Annotated in this window: 8 protein-coding genes; 4 read left to right on the top strand and 4 right to left on the bottom strand. The window is 70.7% G+C overall.

From position 1 onward, the window contains the following. Position 1: 1 nt before the first annotated feature. The 4 genes from AC3B5T_RS11915 to AC3B5T_RS11900 all read right to left on the bottom strand — a co-directional run bounded on the left by AC3B5T_RS11915 (position 2) and on the right by AC3B5T_RS11900 (position 19,088). Entirely contained in the window at positions 2 to 1,762 is a 1,761-nt protein-coding gene (locus AC3B5T_RS11915; protein WP_055475176.1) for a DUF4012 domain-containing protein, read from the bottom strand. Further along, on the bottom strand, positions 1,759 to 2,346 hold the full coding sequence (locus AC3B5T_RS11910) for an arsenate reductase/protein-tyrosine-phosphatase family protein (protein WP_055475177.1): 588 nt from the start codon (positions 2,344 to 2,346) through the stop codon (positions 1,759 to 1,761). Before AC3B5T_RS11910 ends, AC3B5T_RS11915 begins: the two co-directional genes overlap by 4 nt. Next, positions 2,340 to 17,357 (bottom strand): amino acid adenylation domain-containing protein, encoded by a 15,018-nt coding sequence (locus AC3B5T_RS11905; RefSeq protein WP_488358707.1) that lies wholly within the window; start codon positions 17,355 to 17,357, stop codon positions 2,340 to 2,342. Before AC3B5T_RS11905 ends, AC3B5T_RS11910 begins: the two co-directional genes overlap by 7 nt. Positions 17,358 to 18,023: 666 nt before the next feature. Beyond that, positions 18,024 to 19,088, bottom strand: a complete 1,065-nt coding sequence (locus tag AC3B5T_RS11900; protein ID WP_014925574.1) for an LLM class F420-dependent oxidoreductase — start codon at positions 19,086 to 19,088, stop codon at positions 18,024 to 18,026. A 141-nt stretch (positions 19,089 to 19,229) separates the two neighbouring features. Between AC3B5T_RS11900 and AC3B5T_RS11895 the strand changes: the two genes are divergently transcribed. From AC3B5T_RS11895 to menE, 4 genes are read left to right on the top strand one after another with little or no spacing between them, the layout of a single operon-like run. Next, on the top strand, positions 19,230 to 20,525 hold the full coding sequence (locus AC3B5T_RS11895) for an inorganic phosphate transporter (RefSeq protein ID WP_488358706.1): 1,296 nt from the start codon (positions 19,230 to 19,232) through the stop codon (positions 20,523 to 20,525). A gap of 2 nt (positions 20,526 to 20,527) precedes the next feature. Then, positions 20,528 to 20,809 carry a hypothetical protein gene (locus AC3B5T_RS11890; RefSeq protein ID WP_488358705.1) on the top strand — a complete coding sequence of 94 codons (282 nt, stop codon included), beginning with the start codon at positions 20,528 to 20,530 and terminating at the stop codon, positions 20,807 to 20,809. A gap of 29 nt (positions 20,810 to 20,838) precedes the next feature. Continuing rightward, positions 20,839 to 21,207 (top strand): DUF3349 domain-containing protein, encoded by a 369-nt coding sequence (locus AC3B5T_RS11885; protein WP_488358704.1) that lies wholly within the window; start codon positions 20,839 to 20,841, stop codon positions 21,205 to 21,207. Continuing rightward, the gene (menE, locus tag AC3B5T_RS11880; RefSeq protein ID WP_488358766.1) at positions 21,204 to 22,370 is read left to right on the top strand and encodes an o-succinylbenzoate--CoA ligase; all 1,167 of its coding nucleotides are present in this window, start codon (positions 21,204 to 21,206) and stop codon (positions 22,368 to 22,370) included. Before AC3B5T_RS11885 ends, menE begins: the two co-directional genes overlap by 4 nt. Positions 22,371 to 22,399: the final 29 nt, after the last annotated feature.

The raw sequence follows: 22,399 nt of genomic DNA, 5'->3' as shown, positions 1-22,399 counted from the left end.
CCTACTGATCAGCCCCGCACGCGGGGACGTCGACCTTCACGGTCGGGTCGTCGACGAGCGGCTGGATCGGCACCTCGGCGTCGCCGTGGGCCGAGGTGGGCTCGTCGATCTTGAGGACGATCGTGGCGGTCTGCCCCGGCGCGATGCCCACGCGGGTCGAGTAGTACGGGCGGCCGTGCAGCGTCTGCTCGACGTAGAAGGCGCCGCCGTCGCCGAGGGTCATCTCCTTCAGCACCGCGCCCTTGGTCGCCAGGAACTCCACGTTGGCGAGGTTGGTGCCCTTCTTCACCGACAGTTCGGTGCCGAGGTTCCCGGCGACGTAGTCGGTGGTGTCGGTGGTGTCGAGCGTGTTGGTGAGTTTCACCGTGATCGTCGACTCCCGCGTGTCACCGTCACATCCACCCGAGGAGTAACTGATCTCACGCCGGAGGTAGTAATCCAGTTTCGTCCCCGACGCGTTGCCGACGGCCACCTGCAGGTAGGGCGAGGAGGTGTCGGAGATCTGGTGCCCGAGCTTGGTCGACTCCAGGATCCGCTGGTTGTCGGCGTCGGTGCTGTAGATCATGATCCGCCGCTCGTGGACACCGCGGCCGAGTGCCTCCAGCAGATCCCGGGTACTCCCGCCGGACGTGACGAGCTTGTTCACGACGGCCTGGGAGATGGACTGCAAGTAGTCTTTTCGCGCCGCGTTGTCGTCGGCGAAGCGCTGATAGGCCGTGGACAGGGTGATCGGGACGACGTTGTCGGCGGTGATCTTCTCGCGGCCCACCGACACCGGCCCGACGACCTCGAGGACGTACTTCAGCGCGATCGGGTCCAGCGCGATCGCCCCGTCGAGCTGCCGGCCGGTCTGTGCCCGCCAGTTCGCGAGCCAGATCTGCGCGGCGTCGGGGAAGTGGGCGCTGAGGTTGCCGTTCCGGAAGTCGGTGTAGGGCCGGTAGTACGAGTAGACGGCGTCGTACTCGGGTCCCAGGTTGATCTGCGGGGTCGCCGGGTCCCGGAACTCCGAATTGGCGCCGAGCTCGGGTATCGTCACGCGGCCCCCGGTCGCGTTCAGCACCGCGAAACCGCCGACGAGACCACCGGTTCCGCGCGCCTCGGACGGCGTCTGGAACGCCATGAAGTAGTTGCGGGGACCGTCGGCGCCCAGCATCGACGGGACGAGTTGGGCGGCGATGTTCGTCGCCTGCACCGTCGAATCGGCGGCATCGACCTGCTCGGCGAGCTGATCCCGGGCATCGGCCACCACGCCGAGCCAGCTCGGCTCGATCGCCGAGACCTGCGCGGCCACCTCCGCCGACTTCTCGGCGACCGACTGCAGGGCCGGCTGGGCCTCGCGCAACAGAGCCAGGTTCACGGTGTTCCCGGAACGCAGACGATTCGGGTCGAGCACGGTCGCGAGATCGGCGGCCGGCACCAGCACGTCACCCGAGAGCGCGGCCACCGCGTCGCTCATCTCCTGCACCGACTTCAGCGGCGAGCCGACGACCGGCACGGCCGCGGCCGCCGACCACAGAAAGCCGGAGCTCCGGTCCTCGGCGTCCTGGGCGCGCGCGGTCGCCGCCTCGGCGGCCTGCCGGGCACCGGCCTGATCACCGTCGAGCATCAGGGCCCGGGCCCGGCTCGCATCCGCCCGCACCGACTCCAGGTCGTCACGGACCTGGAACGCCGAGTACGCCAGCCACACCATGGCCGCCGCGACCAGCACCAGCAGGACCGCGACGATCTGGACCACGCGGTTGCCCGCCACCCGCCGGATCATCGGCCCTCCCCCGCGACCCGCTCGGTCGCGGATGAGGTGGCCTGTGCCGCCAGCCACGCGACCACCGCCGCCACCTTCGGCTCGACCTCGGCGAACACGCGGTCGAAGTCCTCGCGCGGCCGGCCCATCGGGTCCACGATGTCGAGCAGGTCGGAGTTGGGGTCGAGGCGCCCGCGACCGGCGATGATCTCCGGCAGCGCGCCGAGGTCGCACAGTGCGGCGAACTCGGTCAGCGTGAACACCCGCTTCCACCGCGCCGGCGCCATCTGCTGCGCCGCGGCACGGTGTTCGCGACTCATGCACAGCACCAGGTCGGACTCCACGAGCATCGGCGGACGGAGATACCGAGACTCGAATCCTGCGGCGTCGTAACCGTTCTCGACCAACACGGCCGAAGCGTGCGGATGGATGGGCTGGCCGTTGAGCGCTCCGACGCCGGCACTCGTCGACGTCACGGGGACACCCGCCCGGCCGGCGAGACCGGTCAGCACGCGTTCGCCGATCGGCGAACGGCAGATGTTCCCCGTACACACGAACAGGATCGACAACGGCGGCGCCGCCGTGTGATCGGATCCGGTCACCATTCCTCCTCGATTCTGCGGGCCACCCGCGCCATCACTTCCGACTGCCCCAACTGCGCATGCGTTGCGGCGGCGGACATCACGTCGACGACACCCACTCTGCCCGGATCGACCACCCGTACCCAGTTCTCCGGATCCGGGTTGTCCTGCGCCGCGACGTAGACGACCTTGCCGACATCGACGGGACGCAGGTCATAGCTGCGGGCCGCGGCGGCCAGGCGCCTCGTCCGGCCCTCGAAACGCCGCACCGCCTCGGGGTCGTGCCGCTCGGCCAGCTCCCGCAGCGGGTGGTCGGCGGCGCGCAGCTCCTCGTCGTCCACGGTCCCGAGTTCGGCCGGGGTACGGGAGTCCAGCAGCACCAGCAGCGCCACCTCCTCACCGAGTTCGACGAGCCGGCGGGCGATCTCGTGGGCGATCACACCACCGACCGACCATCCGACGAGCCGGTACGGTCCCTGCGGCTGGGTCGCCCGGATGGCCTCGACGTGCAGCTCCGCGATGCCCTCGACCGTCGGCGGGAGTTCCCGGCCGGGGAGTACGAGTTCGGGCAGTTGCAGGCCGAACACCGAGGCCGATCGCAGGGAGTCGCCCAGCACCCGGAACGGTTCGACGATGCCGGCCGCGGTGTGCACACACCAGACCTCCGGGCGCCGGGCCGAGGAGTCCGGTGACAGGGACACGACGCGTTGCGCCGGAAGCTCCACCCCGGCAGGCCCGTCCAATAGTCGGGCGACCTCGGCCGGTGTGCGGTGGCTGAACAGGTCCGCCGCGTCGAGGATGCGCCCGGTCCGGGCGGCGAGCTCGTCACGCAACTGCAGCAGGGCGAGCGAATGCCCGCCGGCGGCGAAGAAGTCGTCGTCCATCCCGACGTGTATCCCGGCACCGCCGTCGGCCGCGTCGAGACCCGCCGCATCGCGACCGAGTGCGGGCTGACCGAGGACGGTTCGGAAGGCCTCGAGAACCGCTGCCTCGGTGTCGTTCTCGGGGTCGCGCCGGGACTCCGACCAGATCGGCTCGGGTAGCCGTCTCGTGTCGATCTTGCCCGCACCGCTGAGCGGCAGGTCATCGAGTGCGACGATCCGGCTCGGCACCATGTGCCGCGGCAACGACGACCGGCACACGGCCTGGAGCTCGGCGAAAGGCACCGACGGCGACACCACGTAGGACACGAGGGCCGGCCCCACCGGGCCCTGCCGCAACACCGTCGCCGAACGTTCGGCGCCCGCCCGCACGAGCACCGCATCGATCTCGGCGGGCTCCACCCGCTGCCCGCGGATCTTGACCTGACGGTCCGCCCGGCCGACGTAGACCAGCTCACCGGTGTCGCGGTCCCACCGCACGAGGTCGCCGGTCCGGTAGCGCCGACCGCCGCCGGGGCCGGCGACGAAGTTCGCGGCGGTGAGCGCCGGGTCGCCGAGATAGCCCCGGGCGACTCCGGTTCCACCGATGTACAGCTCGCCCACGACGCCCGGCGGGACGTGGCGCAGCTGCGCATCGAGCACCTCGGCACCGATGCCGGGGCGCGGATGCCCCAGCCGGATCGGGTCGCCCCGGCGGTGGGCGCTGGTGGACACCGTCACCGTCGTCTCGGTGGGGCCGTAGATGTTGAGGACCTGCGCGTGTTCCGACCACGTCGTGGCGAGATCGGCCGACAGGGCCTCGCCGCCGATGTACACCAGTCGCAGCGCACCGATGGCCGCCGGGCGGAGGGTACGGATCACCGACGGTGTGGCGGTGAAGACGCTGACGCGCGTGTCGTCGAGGAACCGGGTGAGATCGTCCCCACCGGCGATCCCCGCGGGAACCACCACGAGGGTCGCGCCCGCCGCGAGCGGCAGCAACATGTCGTGGAACGTCGCGTCGAAGCCGGGACTGATGGCCATCCCGACCCGGTCGGTCGGTTCGACGTCTCCGAGCGAGGCCACCCGGTGGACTCCCCGATGGGTCACGCCGACGACGTTCGGGGTGCCGGTGGTACCCGATGTGGTGATGATGTAGGCCAGCGCGTCCGGTGACACCGGCGTGACCGGTTCGGACACCACCGGTTCCGTCGGTTGTCCGGGTATGTCGGCGGGCGTGAGCACACTCGCGCCCGCACCGGAGACCACATGATCGATCCGGGCCGCGGGGTAGGTGACATCGACCGGTACGCACACGCCGCCGATTCGGCTGACCGCCCAGATCGCGACCACCGACTCGATCGACCGCGGCACCACCACCGCCACCGCGTCGCCGGCGCCGAGGCCCCGCTGCCGCAACGCGCGCGCGGTCACCGACACCCAGCCGTCGAGCTCGCGGTAGGTGAGCGACCTGCTCTCGTCGGCGATCGCGGGACGGTCCGGGAACGTCGCGACGGCTTCGGTGAGGAGCTCGGCGAGCAGCGGTTCGGCCCCCGTCACCGATGACGACCGCGCACGGCTGGCGACGAAGCGCCGCTCCGCGCCGGTGAGCGGTTCGATCGACGCGAGGCGGCGCGCGGGCTCCCCGACCACCGCGGCGACCGCCGCGACCAGGCGCTCGCCGAGGGCGCGTATCGCGCTCTCGTCGAACAGTTCCCGGCCGTGGTCGACACGCAACCGCCAGCCGCCCGCGTCGGGTACCGCCACGACGTGGATGTCGAACTCGCTGCGCGGCAGCGTCCACGCGTCGGCCGAATCGGCGTCCGCGGGAACCGAATCCGACATCGGCGGCTCCGGCGCGCCGGCCGGGTCCGCGAGCGAGAACGCGACCTGCACCAGCGGATGGCGTCCGGGGACGCGCGGCGGATCGATCAGTGCGACAACATCGTCGAACGCGATGGCCGCGTGATCGAGGGCCGCGAGGTCGTCGTCGCGGACGCGTGCGATCAGCTCGCCGACCGTCATGCCGGGGACGACCCGGGTGCGCAGCACGACGGTGGAGATGAGCATGCCCACCGTTCCGGCGGTGCCGGAGTCGCGACGCATGGACGCCGGTGTGGCCAGGGCGATGTCGTCGGACCCCGACTGAACCGCGAGGGCCAGCACCACGGCCGCGTGCAGGATGTGGAACTCGCTCGCGTGCGCCCGCCGCGCAGCCGACGACACCGCCTGCCCGACATCGCCGTCCAGCGGATACTCGATGGTCGAGGTCCGGAGGTCACGAACGGCGGGCCGTCGCTGCGCGAGATCGAGTTCCCCGCTGTGCCCCTCGAGTGCACGACGCCAGAAGTCCAGCAGATCGGCCCGGGACCGCTCTTCGTCGGCCACCATCTGTCGGGCGACCGTCGCGAATCCGGTCGGTGCCGGACCGAGTTCGAGGCCGGCGAGGAGGAGTCCGAGCTCGCGCTGCACGATGGCGGCGGACTCGCCGTCCATCGCGATGTGGTGCGCGATCATCACGACCGCCACCGGGGTGAGCTGGTCGTCGCCGGTGACCAGCCACACCCGAACCGGCGGCTCGCCGGTGAGATCGAAGGGCTCCCCGAGCATCCCGATGCCCGCGGCGGTCGCGAGCTCGGTCGTACTCACCCGCTGCAGGGACGGTCGCCATGCCCCGAGAACCCGCTGACGGGGTCCGTCCGGGGTCGCGAGATACCGGGTACGCAGCGCCGGATGGCGGTCGACGAGCGTCTCGACGGCGGTGATCACCGCAGGTTCACCGGTACCCGCGGGGGTGGGCACCACCACGGGCACCGCGTAGATCGGCACGGCGCCCAGCATCTGCGCGCCCACCCACATCCGACGCTGCGTCGGGGCGAGCGGCAGGTCGCCGAGGTCGGTCTCGGGCACGGCCGTGTCCGTCCGGTGCGACACCGTCGCGTCCATCGGCGCCGATGCCGAGGCAACCCGGGTGGATTCCTCGTCGGGAAGGTCCGACACCGCCTGCGCGAGGGCGACCGGGGTGGGGTTCTCGAAGAGCAACCGGGTGGGCACGCGGACGCCGAGACGACGCCCCAGAGCGGAGGTCACCCGGGTGGCCGACAGCGAGGTCCCGCCGAGCGTGAAGAAGTCGTCGGTGTCCCCCACCGACCCCGGCGTCACCTCCAGCACCTCGGACATCACCTCGGTGATCGCCACGACGAGCGAGGTCGGGGACGCTCCGCGCGAGGACGGAAGCGACGACGCGGATACCGACCTGCCGGCGTTCGACGTTCCCGGCAACCGTTGCGCCACAGATGCTTCGGTCAGCGGACCGGTGGCCCCCGGGAACGGTTGCTCGGCGTCGCCGGCGGCGGCGAGCACGAATCTGCGGAAGTCGTCGAGCAGGGTGCGGGCGACGTCGGCCGGGACGGCTGCGGAGTGCACGACGGTGATGTGCAACTCGTCGTCCCGTTCGGCGAGGACGACCTCGATGTCGAACTTGGCGTCGACCGTGGCCGTGAACTCCGGGATCAGGGTGGCCACCACGGAATCCGCCCCGGTTCCCGGATGATTCGACGACGGACCGGCGAGCACGACCTCGCCCGACGACTGGGGCACGACGTCCTGGTTGACCAGCAGCACCGAGATCAGCGGATCCCCCGCGGCCCGACCGTCGGGGCGGACCGTGCGGGCGACGTCCTCGTAGGGGACCTCGCTGTGGGGCTGGGCGGCGAGGGCGGCATCGCGTGCCCGCTCGACGGCCTCGCGGATCGTCAGGTCCGGATGCAGGCCGGTCCGCAGTGCGACGGTGTTCACGAACATGCCGACCACCGACTCCCACTCTGGCGCAAGCCGGCCGTGCACCGGTACGCCGATCAGCAGGTCCCACTCACCGGTCCACTGCCCCAGCACCGTCGCGAGCGCGGCGTGGGCGACCTGGAAGATGCTCGCCGACAACGTCTTCGCGGTCTGGTGCAGGGCATCGGTCCCCACGATGGTGGTCGACAGTCGCCCGGTGGCGCCGCCTCGTACCGCCTCGTGGAGATCGGGGTCGTCACCGTCGAGGTCGACGCTGCCCGGCAACCGGAGGGGCCCGGGGGCATCGGCGAGAGTCGAGGCCCAGAACCGCAGCTCCCGCGCGTATCTGCTGTGCGGATCGGACGGATCGCCGAGCCGTGCGATCTGCCATTGAGTGAAATCTGCGTACGTGAACGCCTCGTCGGCGGGCACCGACAGCCGCTGGCCGTCGTACGCGCGGAGGAGGTCGGTGAGCAGCACCCGGATCGACCACCCGTCGATCGCGATGTGGTGCAACACCGCCGCCAGATGCGTGTGGGGGTCCTCGGCCGAGTCGAGTTCGAAGACCGCGGCCCGGAACCCCGACTCGGACTCGAGGTCGAAAGGCCTGCGCAGGAAGTCGTCGATCTGTCGGCGGAGCCCCTCGGGACCCGCCTCGGCCGCGACGAGGCGATGTCGCAGCACCGGACTCCGGTGCTCGATCCGGCGTTGCCGCGGACCCGACGGCGAATCGGGATAGACGGTCCGGAGGACGGCGTGCGCCGCCACCACCTCGTCGACCGCCTTCCGCAGGCGGGCGAGGTCGACGCGGCCACGGATCCGGAGCACGACGGGAACGTGGTAGGCAGTCGAACGCGGATCGAAATGGTGGTGGATCCACATGCGCCGCTGCGGATATGCCAACGGCAACAGCTCCGGCACCGGCAACCTCGCGGGCGCCGGCTCGGACGCCGATCCCCCTGCGGTGTCGCGGATATCGTCGACGCGCCGGGCGACCCCGGACAGCGTGCGCGCCTCGAAGATCACGCGGACCCCGATGTCCGCGCCGGTCGCCGCGGTCAGCCTCGACGTCACCTGCGTGGCCGACAGCGAGGTGCCCCCCTCGGCGAAGAAGTCGGAATCGGCGTCCAGGGACTGCACGGGACGTCCGAGGACCTCCGCCCACACCGTGGACACCAGCTCTTCGGTGACCCCCGACGGCTGACGCCCCGCACGGGCCGTCGGACTCCCTGTGGTGCCGGCGAAGTCAGGATCGGGCAACGCGGCCACGTCGACCTTGCCGTTACGCCCGATCGGCAGCGCGGACGCCGGCACGAAAGCACTCGGTATCATGCTGCGCGGCAACAGGTGTGCCAGTTGCCGTGGCAGGTCCGCGACCTGGCCGCCGTCCTCGGCCACCACCCACGACACCAGGATCTTCTCCCCCGACGGGCTGGTCCTCGTCGCGGTCACCGACGTCGCGACACCGGGCAGCCCCGACAACGCCGCGTCGACCTCGCCCGGTTCCAGACGCACGCCGCGGATCTTCACCTGGTCGTCGGTGCGACCGTGGATCACGAAGGTGCCGTCGGGACGGCGATGGACGAGGTCGCCGGTCCGGTACATCCGCCCGCCGTCGACGCGGGGATCGGCGACGAACCCGCGCGCCGTGGCGGCCGGATCGTCGAGATACCCACGCGCCAGGCAGTTCCCGGCGAGGTAGAGCTCACCGACCGTGTGATCGGGAACCGGCCGCAGCGCATGATCGAGCACGTACATGCCGACGCCCTGCAGAGGCACCCCGATGTGTACCGGCCCGCTCGCCGCGCTCCCGTATCGCGCGCTGCTCACCGCGACCGTGGCCTCGGTGGGGCCGTACTCGTTGCTCAGCGTGTGCTCGACCGTCCAGTCCCGGACCAGCCCGGCGCCGAGCGCCTCACCGCCGACCGCCACGTGCCGGACGCCGGGCAGTTCGTCCGGGCTCAGGGTCGCCAGCACCGACGGCGTGGTCAGCAGGACGCTCACGCGTTCGGCGTCCACGAACTCGGCGAGCTCGTCGGCTGCGATGACGCCGGGCGGGCACACGACGATGGCCGCGCCGGCGACCCGAGGCGGCACGAGACCCATCAGGTGCGCGTCGAATCCGGTTGCGTACGTGTGCAATACCCGGTCGGACTCGTCGAGTCGGAGACGGGCCACGGTGTCCCGCGCCCAGTCGGAGAGACCCCGATGGGTCACCTGGACCCCCTTGGGCAGTCCGGTGGTTCCCGACGTGAAGGTGATGTAGGCGACGTCGTCCACCGACAGCGGCCGCACCCGCTCGGCGGTGTCGAACGGCGCCGGGTCCGAGGCGTCCGTGCCGGAATCGACTGCATCGGCGAGCAACTCGTCGAGCACGAGAACCGGCACGCTCGCGGGTACCGACTCTGCCGTCGCCGCGAGGGTGAGGACCGCGCGGGGCCGGCACCGCTCGATGATCATCTGCCGCCGCCCCGCGGGGTCCGCGGGATCGACGTTGACGAAAGCCGCACCCGCTCGGGCCACCGCGGTGGTCGCGATGACGCCGAAGGACGAGCGAGGCAGCAGTGCGACGACCACGTCACCCGGGCCGATCCCCGAATCGATCAGCGCGCGTGCGGCGAGCGTCGTCAAGCGGTCCAGCTCGGCGTTGGTGAGCGCGGAACCGGATCCGGGGACACGATGACGGCGATCGACGATCGCGATCGCCTGCGGATCACCGACGAGTCCCGCGGTCAGCAGCTCGTCGAGCGTCTCGGGACCGCGAGACGCGTTCTGGGCGTCGAGATCCGGCAGGGACGGGGCCGACCGGGCGGGGGCGAGCAACTCGGCGACCGGGCTGAGCGGCTCGCGCACCCCGCGCCGGATCGTCTCGACCACGAGGTCGCACAACGCATCCAGCCGCGCCGCGCTCGCCACCGCACCCGTGCACGCCATCGTCAGATGGAGTGCGCCGTCGCGGCGGAACATCGACACGTCCACCCCGAACAGCGGGACACCACCGAAGGGGATGCCGCCAGAAGCACTGTCCCCGGACGAGATGACCCCGGGTGAGATGACCTCGACCCCCGACGGGCTCACCGCCACGAGCTCGTCCGGGACGCTGCCGAACGAGACCTCGAACAGCGGCGTACCCGCCTTGACGCGTTCGGGGTCGGCGATCTCGGTGATCTCGGTGAGCGGGAGATCCGCGTGCGCGAACGCGCCGAGGTCGACCGCGGTGACCGCGGCCAGGAGGTCGACGAACCGAAGGTCGAGGTCGATCGGGGTGTGCAGCGGAACGGCACGGGCGAACAGTCCCGGTACGTCGAGCAGCTGCGGATCGATGCGCCCGGACAGTGCCGTGCCGATCGTGACGACGTCGGTGCCGGCCTGTCTCGCCAGAACCGCCGACAGCGCGGTGTGCACGACGATGAAGGGCGTGCTCTGTCTCGTCACGGCGAGCCCGTCGAGTACCTCGGTCTCGGTGCGGTCGAGGGTCCGGAGCGCGCGGTGCACCACCATCTTCTGGTCCGGGGAGGACGGGTGAGTGGCCCCGGGGTCGAGCTCCGGCAGGCGCAGCGGTTCGACGGCACGATCGAACGCGGAGACCCAGTGCGCGACGAGCTCGTTCCGCCGCGCGGCCAATGTCCCGGCCCGCCACGCCGAGTACTCCCGGTAGTCGACTCCGCCGGCGGCCGGGAGTGTCCCGGCCAGTGCCGACTCGAGTTCTGCGAACAGGATCGGAAACGACTCACCGTCGACCGCGATGTGATGCGCGACGACGAGAAGCCAGGTCTGGCCGGCCATCTCGCAGATGCGCACCCGCCAGGGCAGCTCGGCGGCCAGGTCGATCGGGGCGTGCAGTGCACCCAGCGTCGCGGCCAATGACTCGTCGTCCGCGACCGGGACCGTCGTCGCCAGTTCGGCTTCCAGGACATCGAGGACGTCCTCGTCGCGGAGGCGGTGCTGCACCGGCCCGTCGACACCGACCGGGAACACGGTGCACAACGCGTCGTGTCGCGTCACGATCTCGACGAGGGCGCGGCGGAGAGCGTCCGGGCGTGCGTCGACCGGGAGCGCGAGCGGCATCAGGTTCCCGGTGAAGTCCGGTTGGGTGCGCCACCGGAGCCACAGGTCCATCTGTTCGGGGGTGAGCGGCAGATCCGCACCGGCCACCGGAGTCACGAAGCCGGCGAGACCGGAGCGGACACCGTCGACGGCGCGGCCGGTCTGCGCCGCGGTCTCGAGGTGCGCGGCGAGCGCGGCGACCGTCGGGTGCGCGAAGACGTCGGCGACGGTGACGTGATTGCCTGCTCCGGCCAGGGCGGCCGCGAGCCGCGCCGCCGACAGCGAGGTACCCCCGGCCGCAAAGAAGTTGGTGTCCGCGGCGACGTCGGCATCGGTCCCGATCACCGCGCGCATGGCGTCCGCGATGGACTGCTCGACCGGCGTCAGCGCCCGCGACGACCTCGCGGCGGCCTCGGGGAGCATGCCGGTGAGGCGGCGGCGGTCGAGCTTGCCGGTCGGCGTCATCGGCCAGCCGTCGACGATCGCGACCCTGGCCGGAACCATGTGGCCGGGAAGGATGTTCGCGCAGAACCCGAGGATCTGTTCCTCGTTCAGGGCGTCCAGGACGTCGAAGTCGGCGAGACCGTCCTCGGTGACGAACGCGAGAAGCCGTTCGTCACCGTTCCGGTTCCCCGGATCCACCAGCACACGCGCGTCGCCGACGCCGGGCACGTCACGAAGCGCGGACACGATCTCGCCGAGTTCGATGCGGTGACCGCGGATCTGGACCTGGTCGTCGGTGCGGTCGAGATAGACCATGCGGCCACCGGCGATCTCGCGCACGCGGTCTCCGGTTCGGTACATCCGTCGTCCGGTACCACTCGGATCCGCGACGAATCTCGATGCGGTGGTCCCCGGTGCGTTGTGGTAGCCGAGGGTGACCTGATCGCCGCTGACGTACAGTTCGCCGACGGCGCCGACCGGGACCGGGCGGAGGTCGCGGCCCAGGATCGTCATCGCGACACCGTCGAGCGGGACGCCGATGTCGCTGCGATCGTCGTCGACGTCGACCTCGGTGGCCGTCAGGTGCACGGTCGTCTCGGTGATGCCGTACATGTTGACCAGCGCGACCTCGGGATGGGCGGCCGCCCAGTTCCGTAACAGGGCCGGCGACAACGGTTCCCCGCCGAAGACGACGGTCCGCAGCGCCGTCGGTCGAGAGTGCGGGACGGTGGCGGCCACCGACGGGTCGATGAGGTTGCCGAACGCCGTCGGGGTCTGTGAGCAGACGGTGACCCCGTACCGGTCCATCGCCGAGCCCAGCAGCCGTGGGTCGAGGACCGTCTCGCGCTCCAGCACGACGACGGAGCCGCCGGAGGCCAACGGGCCCAGGATCTCCCAGACCGAGAAGTCGAACGCATAGGAGTGGACCCAGCTCCACACGTCGTGATCGGTCGCCGCGATCGTGTCCAATGCGGCGCCGAGCATCGCCGCCAGGTTCGTCCGGGTCACCATCACGGCCTTCGGGGCACCGGTGGACCCGGAGGTGTGGATCACATAGGCCCCGCCCGGGACAGGTAGTGCTCGCACCTCTTCCGCGGCCGGGCGGACCTCGACCCCGGTCTCGATGAACGCGGCGGGGGCGGTGGCGGCCACGATCAGTTCGGTCCGGGACGGTGGGTCGCCGGGTTCGATCGGCACGTACACCGCGTCGGCCATCAGCACCGCGACGATGGCGATCACGGTGTCGGCACTCCGCGGGAGGATCAGGGCCACCCGATCCCCCGGCCGCACACCGTTCTCGCGCAACCTGTTCGCGACGGTCTCGGCGCGGTCGAGCAGTTCCTGGTAGGTCAGGGTCGTGTCACCGGCGATCACCGCCGTGGCCTCCGGCCGGGTCTCCGCCCGGCGCCGCAGTGCGTCGATCGGGTCGACGGGTGTGGTCCGCCGGGCCGCCCGGTCGGGTCGCGCCCGACCGGCCGGGGCCGGCACGCATCGGGCGACGACCGACTCCGGCGGCGCGATGCCGATCGCCACGACCGTCTCGACGAAACGATCCAGCAGATGCTCGGCGACGACAGTGTCGACTCGGCCGCCGGCGACGGTCAGCACGACCGACAGGCCATCCGGTTCTTCGAAGACGGTGAATTCCAGGGCGGTTCGTGCCTGCCCGCTCGGCAGCGTCTCGACATCGGCGAAGACGGCTGCCCCGGGGAGATCCGGCCGGGAGGCGTGGTAGGCGAAGATGACATCGGCGAGCCCGGTCGGCGCCGCGTCGGCGTGCGTGATCGCCGCGGTGAGGTCCGCTCCGACGCGGGCGAGGGCCTCCGCGACACCGCTGTGCCGCACGCCGGTGGTCCGCACCGGAACAGTCTCGACGAACATGCCCACCGGACGGAGTTCCTCGGTGGTGAACCGCCCCGCCACCGGCACCGACATCACGAGATCGTCGGAGTCCGTGTACTCCGCCACGGTGGCCGAGAGGGCCACGCACAGCAGGGTGTTCAGCGTCGTCCCGGCGTCCCGTGCACGAGTGGCGGCACTCTCGCGGGCGGCGAGACCGATGGTGCGGCGCAGGATGGTCGCCGGACCGGAGGTGAGCCCCGCCGGCAGCGTCCGCGCCGGTTCGGGCAACGCGATGCGGGCGGGGGCCTCACGCATCACCTTCGCCCAGTGGACTTCTGCCGCCGGATCGGTCACGTGCGGCCGTGCCTCGAGTACGGCGCCGAAACCCACGGCATCCTCGGCCCACACCGGCTCCGCGCCGTCGAGACGGGCGCGCAGCGCGTGCGCGAAGTCATCGACGACGATGTGCAGTGACCACTCGTCGATCGCGATGTGGTGGGCGACCAGGACGAGCTCGGTGCGTCCGCCGGTCTCGTCGACGATCGCGCGCCAGGGCAGATCCACCGTCAGGTCGAACGGGGCCGAGACCGCGAGTTCGACGCCCGCGGCGTCGAGTGTGGCCGCACTGATCGGCACGGCGGCACGTGCTTCGTCGACCGTGCGGACGACCGCGACCGGCTCCCCGCCGGCGTCGGGATACACCGTCCGCAGCGCCTCGTGCCGGGCCGCGACATCGACGAGGGCGGCCCGCACGACGTCGGCCGCGATGTTCTCGGCGAGGACGAGGCGCACCGGGAGGTGATAGACGGTTGCGTGCATGTCGGCGCGGTTGAGCAGCCAGATCTCCTGCTGCGCACGGGTCGGGCGGTAGCCGTCGGCACCCGGGGTTCCCGGTGACTCCCCCGGTCCGATGCGGCGCGGCGCGGAGGCCTCGAGGACCGCGGCGAGTTCGGCGAGAGTCGTGACATCACCGAGATCGCGCACGCTCACGACGACCCGGAGCGTGTCGCCGAGGTACGTCGCCAGCTGCATGAACCCCAGCGAGGTGGCGCCGAGCTGGACGAGTTCGTCGTCCATCGACGGATCGGGTACGCCGAGAACGTCCGTCACCGCCTCGGCGACGGCGATCTCGATCGGTGTCGACGGACGACGCTGCGCGGCACGCGGTTCCGGAACCGCCGCGATCAGCGGGGCGGCGGCGGATCGATCGACGACGCCGTTCCGGTCGAGGGGCACCGAATCCAGGATGGCCACCCGGCGCAACCACTGCACGGCCGGCAGCTCGGCATTGACCCGGCGCCGTACCGCGGCCCGAACCCGTTGCGGGTCGCGACTTTCCGCTGCCCCCGTCACGCCGGGTCCGGTCTGCGCAAGGCGCACCGCGATCCCGACACCGTCGTCGAGTACCGCCGCGGTCGCCGCCGCGACACCGGGAACCTCGGTGGCAGCACGCTCGAGGAGCGCGAGATCGACGCGGACGCCGTCGATCTCGACGACATCGCCGGATCGGTGATCGATGACGAGGTCACCCGTCCCCGGTTCCCGGTGGCCCTTGTCCCCGGTGGCCACCATGCGCCGACCGGGCTGCCACGGACAGGCGACGATCATCGTCGCGGTACGCGCCGGATCGCCGGCGAAGTACTGCGGCGCACCGCTTCCCACGACGTAGACGTCACCGGTGATCCCGGGGGGAAGGGGACGAAGCCGGTGGTCGAGGATCGCGACGTCGACCCCTGGCCGCGGCCGCCCACTCGGCAACGGCCGATCGATCGGCTGATCCGGCCGGATGCGTTCCGTCGCGGTGAAGGGCCCCAGCATGCCCCCCGGACCGTAGGTGCTCCGCAGGTCCCGTCCGAAAGCGTGCCGGACGGTCGGGGCAGGCGCGGTGCCGGAGTCGACGACCAGCACGGTCGTCGCATTGCCCGGCACCCCGTCGGCGAAAATCCCGGAGGGGACGATTCCGTGCGTCGCCAGGTCGGCGTCCGGGTCGACGAGTCGCAGCCCGTGCGCGGCACACGCGACGATCTCGAGATGCGCCGCCCAGGAGGCCTTCGGTGCCGTGCACGCGAGTCGCCCATAGCCCGGGTCGGATGCGGCCGAGGCGAACACGCCGTCGGCGATGAGCCGCGCAACCGCCCGCTGTGTCATGGCGGCGACTCCCGCCGCCCCGACCACGAAGCACGCGGTGTCGTCCGGACGGGGCGCCGGGTATCCGGCCGCCGGCGCGACGCCGGACAGTCCGGCGAGCGTGTGCACGTCGCCCGCGCGGACACCGACCGGCGGGTCGGCGTCGTCGTCACCGATCACCAGCACCGAGCCGGCGGATGCGCCGATCGCATCCGGGATAGGTTGCGGCGCTGAAGGATCGAGCAGGAGTGCCGCGGCACCCGAGGCGGCGACGGCCCACCAGGCCAGCAGCCGGTCGGCATCCGACGCGACCGCGATGGCGACCGTGGCCCCGGGACGCGCACCGAGGGTGCGCAGCTGTGCGCCGAGTCGGCGCGCACGGGCGTGCAGTTGCTCGAAGGTGAGCAGCGCCGGTGACGACGTTCCGGGGAACTCGACAGCAGGCTCGTGCCGGCGACGGGCAGCGACGTCGGAGACGGCGTCCCAGACCGTGTCCGGGGCCTGGTCGAGTACCTCGCCCTCCGACGACACCCGGTACGAACCGTCATCGGGGAATCGCAGCGGGAGGTCGTCGACCCGGGTGTCCGGGGCGTGGAGGAATGCGTCGGCGAAAGTGTCGAGCATCGACAGGAATTGAGCATGGTGTTCGGCGACCTCGGCGTCGTCGTACCGGTTGGGATTCGCCTCGACGCCGATCATCAGCGAGGAGTCCTGGTCCTCGCCGGGTACCGGGTAGATGTTGATCGTCAGATCGTCGGCCGGGCCCACGGTCAGGATGTGGAACGTGGCCCGCGCCTGCCCGCAAGGGAATTCGCGCTCGAACAGCATCAGGTTGAGCATCGGACCAGAACGTTCCTGGGCCGCCGTCCGCGGCGTCGCCCCGGAGGACTCGTCGCCGGCGACGTCGGCCCAGATGTCCTCGCCACGGTAACGCTGATGCCGCAGCGCACCCATGAGTGCGGCCTGGGTGGTCTGTAGCGCGTCGGCGACCGTGCCCGCTCCGGTGACCCCGGTCCGCAGCGGCACGATGTTGGCCACCGGCAGCGGTGTGGCCCGCAGCGCCGCGGTCGTCCGCGCGGCGACCGGGAACTGGAAGATGACCTCGTCGCCCTGTGCGGCCGCCCGGCCGAGGTAGGCGGCGAAAGCGGCGACGAGCACGTTCGGCAACATCGTCGAACCACGGTGCGCGGCCTCCCGCAGCCTCGCCATGGTGGCGGGCGGCACCGCGGACGCGACGCGTCGGGCCACCGCGGTCGGACGCCCCGGACGGTGTGCCAGCGTCGCGGCGATGCCGACGCCCGCCATGTTCTCCCGCCAGTACGCGCGGTCGGTGCCGAAACGCTTCGACCCGCGATACTCGGCGTCGGCCCGGGCCGGCAGATCCAGATCGACCGGCTTCTGAGGCGGAGCGGGCTCGCCGGTCACCGCCGCGTGATAGGCCGCCAGGGCCTCGACCATCCGGTCCTTGCCGCCCATCCCGTCCGAGAGCAGGTGATGGCCACGGTTGTAGACCAGCGACTTGTCGTCGGACAGCCGGAACAGGCACCCGCGCGCAGTCCGGTCCACGCGCGGATCGAGCGGACGTGAATAGTCCTGCGCCATCATCTCCTCGGCGACGGCACGCGGATCCGGTCGGTCACGGAGATCGATGATGTCCGCCCAGTAATGCAGGCCGGGGTCGTACACGCCGACCAGACCGTCGTCGGTGTCGACGAACCGGAGCTGGGTGAACTGCGCCCGCTGCACCACCTCGCTGGTCGCGCGCACGAACAAGTCGGCGTCGATGGGACCGTCGATCTCGACGTACTGGGCGACGTTGATCGGCACATCGAGCGCCGCCTGCTGGGTGAACCACAGCGATCGCTGGGCGGCGCTGAGCGCGAAGGGCCGCGGAGAGTTCGGTGCCGCCGTCTCGGGATCGGGCGAGTTGTTCATGCGACGTCCCGGCGTTCGCACCTACGGCCGGAAAGACCCGGGCTCACGGCCCGGGCCGACCGTCTGATCCCCCCGGTCCCTGAACTGCCATGGTCGGCGCCGTGCTCAATAGGCCCGCTAGGCCCGCTCGCTGCGCCGAACGAAAGTGATCGCGCACGCCGCCACACCCCGACGTACACGAAAAAGACATGCGTCGGCCACGAGATCGAAACACGGGCGCCGTCGAATTCAACGCCTTGCCTCACCACTCACCATGTGCCGCCCTCTTGTCACGCCGCCCGCCGGTCGCGTCGTGAATTCTCACATCGACGCCTCACCGGGACGAACGGTCATTTCCCGACACCGTCATCACATCAGCCGCGTCGACCGAAACCGACGCGCGCCGAGCGGATGACAAGAGCCTATGGGACGGGTAGTCGGCTCACAACTCGGGGGCGAGCACCGTTGCGGGCATTATTCGGCACAGCGGGAATAGCATTTCCTGCGAGCTGGGTGGATCTGTCGATAACGCATTAATCAGCCCGGTGAATTCACGTTCACGGACCATCGTCGAAGTGTGGTGAAATGTCGCGGAATTGCACCCGAACAGCGAATGGCCCGAGAAACGAATACGACGACCTGTGACAACAGGCCGCCGCATTCGGATCAACTCCACGAGGAACGAGATCAGCCCCCGAAGACGTCGCGCAGCTGCTCGACCTCGGCGACACGCTCGGCGTGGGTCGGCGCGGTGGGCGAGGCGAGGATGCACGTGACGCCGGCCTCGCGGAACGCCGCGACGCGCTCGGCCACCTGGGCCTTGGAACCGATCAGCGACATCGACGTGACGAGGTCCTCGGGAACCGCGGCCGCGGCCTCCGCCTTCTTGCCGTCCAGGTAGAGGTCCTGGATCAGCTTCGCCTCGTCGACGTAGCCGTAACGGACGGCGAGCTGGTTGTAGAAGTTCTTGCCGCGCGCGCCCATCCCGCCGATGTACAGGGCGGCGTGATGACGCACGAGCTGCTTGGCGTTGTCGATCTGCTCGGCGTCGTCGGAGATGCGCGCGGTGGCCTGCACGACGATGCCCAGATCGCCCAGCGACGCATCCCGCTTGGCCTTGCCCGCCGCGAGCGACTCACCGAAGGCCGCGTCGATCTGCTCCGGGTGGAACAGGATCGGCTGCAGCTCGTCGAACATCTCGGCGGCGAGTTCGATGTTCTTGGGGCCGATGGCGGCGAGGAGCAGCGGGATGTTGTCCCGCACCGGGTGGTTGATGATCTTCAGCGGCTTGCCCAGCCCCGAACCGCCGTGCTCCTCGTCGAGCGGCAGCGTGTAGTGCTTGCCCTGGTAGTTCAGCTTCTCGCGGCGCCAGACCATCCGGCAGATCTCCGCGTGCTCGCGGGCGCGACCCAGCGGATAGTCGTACTTGACCCCGTGGAATCCCTCGATCACCTGCGGACCCGACGCGCCGATACCGAGCACCGCCCGGCCGCCGCTGATGTAGTCGAGGCCGGCCGCGGTCATCGCCAGGTTGGTGGGCGTACGCGAGTACATCGGGAGGATCGCGGTCTGCAGTTCCATCGTCTCGGTCTTGGCCGCGATGTAGCCGAGCTGGGAGACGGCGTCGAAGCTGTAGGCCTCCGGGACCGCGATGCGCTGCACGCCCGCCGCTTCGAAGTCCGCGAGGTTGTTGATGGTCTCGCGGAAGTCCCCCGCGTAGTTGATCGGCATGCCCAGCTTCATCGATGTCATGCCGTCGGATTCTTCCACAGGGACGCCCGGTTTCCGAGAGTCTGTTGAACGTCCGATAGGTAGGCCCCGCCCGGGTCCCGTTCGGCGGAACTGTGCCGGGATTTTAGGAAAATGGGGGCGGTAGGTCCCACAATCATCACCATGAGCGGCGAGATGCTGATCCTGGTGCTGTTGGTGATCACAGCCCTCGGCTTCGATTTCACCAACGGCTTCCACGACACCGGCAACGCCATGGCGACGTCGATCGCCACCGGCGCTCTCAAGCCGAAGGTCGCGGTCGGGCTGTCGGCGGTGCTCAACCTGGTCGGCGCCTTCCTGTCCGTGGAGGTCGCCGCGACCATCACCAAGGACGTGCTGGAGATCCAGCAGACATCCGGCCCCGACGCCGGCGAGCTGGTGGCCGGCCTGTCGGCGACGACGGCACTGCTCATCATCTTCGCCGGGCTCATCGGCGGCATCCTGTGGAATCTCTTCACCTGGCTGTTCGGGCTGCCCTCGAGTTCGTCCCACGCCCTGTTCGGCGGACTGATCGGTTCGGGGCTGGCCGCGATCGGGGTCAGCGGCATCAACTGGTCCGGGATCACCTCCAAGATCCTGATCCCCGCGCTCTTCGCTCCCGTCATCGCATGTCTGGTCGCAGGCTGCGGCACCTGGCTGGTCTTCGCGATCACCCGCCGGATCGCCGACCGGGAGAAGGAGACCGGCTTCCGCTACGGACAGGTCGCCACCGCATCGCTCGTCTCGCTGGCCCACGGCACCGGTGACGCCCAGAAGACGATGGGCGTCATCGCCATGGCGCTGATCGCGACCGGGCACCTCGAGGCGTCCAGCGTCAGCCACGGCCTCCCGTTCTGGGTGGTCCTCAGCTGCGCGGCCGCCATCGCGATCGGCACGTATCTCGGTGGCTGGCGGATCATCCGCACCCTCGGCAAGGGTCTCGTGGAGATCACCTCGCCGCAGGGCATGGCCGCCGAGGCCTCGTCGGCCGCCATCATCCTCACCTCGAGCGCGGCGGGTATGGCGCTGTCGACCACACAGGTGGCCACGGGCTCGATCCTGGGCTCGGGGGTGGGCCGCAAGGGCGCCCAGGTCCGCTGGTCGGTCGCCGGCCGGATGGCCGTCGCCTGGGTGACCACCCTGCCGGCCGCCGGCGCGGTCGGCGCCGCCTGCTACTTCATCGCGCACCTCTTCGGCGACGTCACCGGCGCGCTCATCATCTTCGCGGTGCTGGTCGCGGCGTCGGGCTACATGTACTGGCGCGCGCAGGAGAACAAGGTCGACCACGAGAACGTCAACGACGCCTGGGAGGGCGACGCCCGCGTCGGCGAGGAGTGGGAGGAGGCGGTCGCGACCGAGGAGAACGACACCAGCCTCCCGCTACCCCCGGTCATCCCGGCCGAGATCATTGTCCAGCACGACCCGGAGAGGAGCTCCTGAGAGTGGACACCTTCGAGGCCATCGGCAAAGTACTCGTCGTCGGACTGGCGTTCGGGGCAGGCCTACCCGCTCTGTTCGCCATCGGACTGCGGGTGCAGTCCGTCGCCAACGGTGCCGTCGACGCCGACGGGACCACCTCCGGCCCGCATCCTGCGCTGAAGCCCCTGGCGTATGTGATCTTTGCCATCGTCATCCTGGTGATCGTCGTCGGGATCCTCTGGATCACCCGGCAGACGATCTACTACTACACCGGAATCAAGCTCTTCCCGTTCGGCTACAAGTGATCGTCCCCGCTTCTGATCGGAGACACGCCGTGGACCGCCCGACGCTTCTGCAGAAGGTCGTGGAGTGGTTGCGCGCCGGATACCCCGACGGCGTCCCGCACAACGACTACATCCCGCTCGTCGCGCTGCTACGACGACAACTGACCGACGACGAGGTGACCCAGGTGTCGGCCGAGCTCGTCCGCGAGTCGCCGCCGCCACCCGAGCCGATCTCCCGGATCGACACCGCAGTGAAGATCACCCACTACACCCGTGACCTGCCCCACGAGGACGACATCTCGCGGGTGCGTGCACACCTCATCTCCCGCGGATGGCCGTTCAGCGACGACCCCGACGGGGACGATCCAGACAGCGCCGATCCCGACGGGAACGATCCGACCGACGGGGATCCGTCCTGAGAACACTGCGCCCGCTTCTGCTGCCCGCCACGCCGGCGGTCCTCGACCGGGTGGACGACCTGCGTGCCGTCCTCGACGGCTCGACGGCCGTGCTGCCCGTGCCCGACGACGCCCGCGCCGCGGCCGAACTCGGTTCCGCGCTGGACGTAGGGGCTCCGATCGACGACCGGGTGTCCCTGGTCGTCTCGACGTCGGGGTCGACGGGCACGCCGAAGGGTGCGCAGCACTCCCCCGCGACCCTCGCCGCGTCGTCGCGGGCCACTGCCGATCGCCTGGGGGGACACGGCAACTGGTTGCTGGCGCTCGCGCCCCATCACATCGCCGGCCTGCAGGTCATCCTCCGCGCGCTGACCGCCGGCCAGACCCCGGCGATCCTGGACTTACGTACCGGTTTCGATCCCGACGTGTACGCCCGTGCCGTGAGCGAGCTCGACGGTCCGCGGCGGTACACCTCGCTGGTTCCCACCCAGCTCGTCAAGGTCCTCGACCATCCCGGCGCGACGGCCGCCTCGCGTGCACTCGACGCGATCCTCGTCGGCGGGGCGGCGACTCCGAAGCCGTTGTGGGACAGAGCAGTCGCCGAGGGCCTCCCGGTTGTCGCGACGTACGGGATGAGCGAGACGGCCGGTGGTTGCGTCTACGACGGGCGGCCTCTCGACGGTGTCGTGGTCCGGATCGCCGACCCCGCGCCCGACGGCGTGGGCCGCGTCCTGCTCGGCGGCCCGGTCGTCGCCTCCGGATATCGCAATCTACCCGACCATCCGGCGTTCGCCGAGCCGGGCTGGTTTCGTACCGACGACCTCGGGGTCGTCGACGACGCCGGGCTGCTCAGCATCGTCGGCCGCGCCGACGAGGCCATCTCGACCGGCGGGCTGACCGTGGTACCGCAGGTCGTCGAGGCCGTGATCGCCGACGACGCGGCGGTCGCCGAATGCGTCGTCGTCGGGCTCCCCGACGACCGGCTCGGCGAGGTGGTGACCGCGTTCATCGTGGTCCGTCCCGGAGAACGCCTCGACGCCAACCGCATTCGCGGATCGGTCACCGACCGGCTCGACCGCTACGCGGCACCCCGGCGGATCGTCGAACTCGACGCACTCCCCCTGCGCGGCCCCGGCAAGTACGACCGCCGCGCGCTGCGGACGCAATTCGGTTCGCAGATGTAGTGCGCCGTTGCCCATGGCGCCCCGTTCTG

The organism is Gordonia sp. G4 (genome assembly GCF_057770005.1).
Note: the sequence above shows the minus strand (reverse complement) of the source record. Positions and strands in the feature narration are given on the sequence as shown.